This is a genomic window from Chromatium okenii, from assembly GCF_016583745.1.
Lineage (GTDB): Bacteria > Pseudomonadota > Gammaproteobacteria > Chromatiales > Chromatiaceae > Chromatium > Chromatium okenii.
The window spans coordinates 1-733 of the sequence record NZ_NRRQ01000113.1; the positions used below are offsets into that span (position 1 = coordinate 1).

The following is a 733-nucleotide window of genomic DNA, read 5'->3' on the forward strand; positions in this document are numbered from 1 at the left end:
AAAATCGGCGCAGCACCTTCAATCCTACTGTTGTGCCGCAATCAATTTATTCTGGCTTGGCTATACAAAGATGAACGCTGCAAAATGTACCGAACAAGATTACATTCAGTTTTTAATCGCTACTCCGCGAACATATAGTTGTACGGAGGCTGCCAAAGTGTCGCCAAAACTTAATTCACCACCTGCACATGATTCTTTTACACGTTTGTTAACGCGATTAGAACCAGACACCAAAGCATTATGGGAAGAAGTTGCACCTGAAATTGTAAAAAATAGCGGTGCATTAGTTATTGATGATTCCACACTTGATAAACCATATGCTAATAAAATGGATTTGGTTTATCACCATTGGTCTGGAAAACATCATGCGGTTGTAAAGGGAATAAATCTTATCACTTTATTATGGACAGATGGTGATAGTTATATTCCTTGTGATTATCGTATATCTGATAAAAATACTGATCATTTAACAAAAAATGATCATTTTAAGGAAATGCTAAAAACTGCAAAAGAAAGGGGTTTTCAACCGACTGCTGTAGTATTTGATAGTTGGTACTCTAGCTTAGAAAACCTAAAGACAATCAAAAGCTTAGGATGGACTTGGTTGACGCAGCTCAAATCAAACCGGCAAGTTGATCCAGACCGAACCGGAAACAGAGCGATTAGAGATGTTCATCTTTCTTCTGAGGGAGAAATTGTTCACCTAAAAGGTTATGGCTTAGTAAAAGCATTC

The 733-nt window shown here is 37.7% G+C and carries 1 protein-coding gene; it reads left to right on the plus strand.

What is annotated here, in order from left to right; translation table 11 throughout:
• Positions 1-70: 70 nt before the first annotated feature.
• Positions 71-733: IS701 family transposase (locus CKO12_RS14415; protein ID WP_200155404.1), on the plus strand; the 663-nt coding region annotated here is incomplete at its 3' end.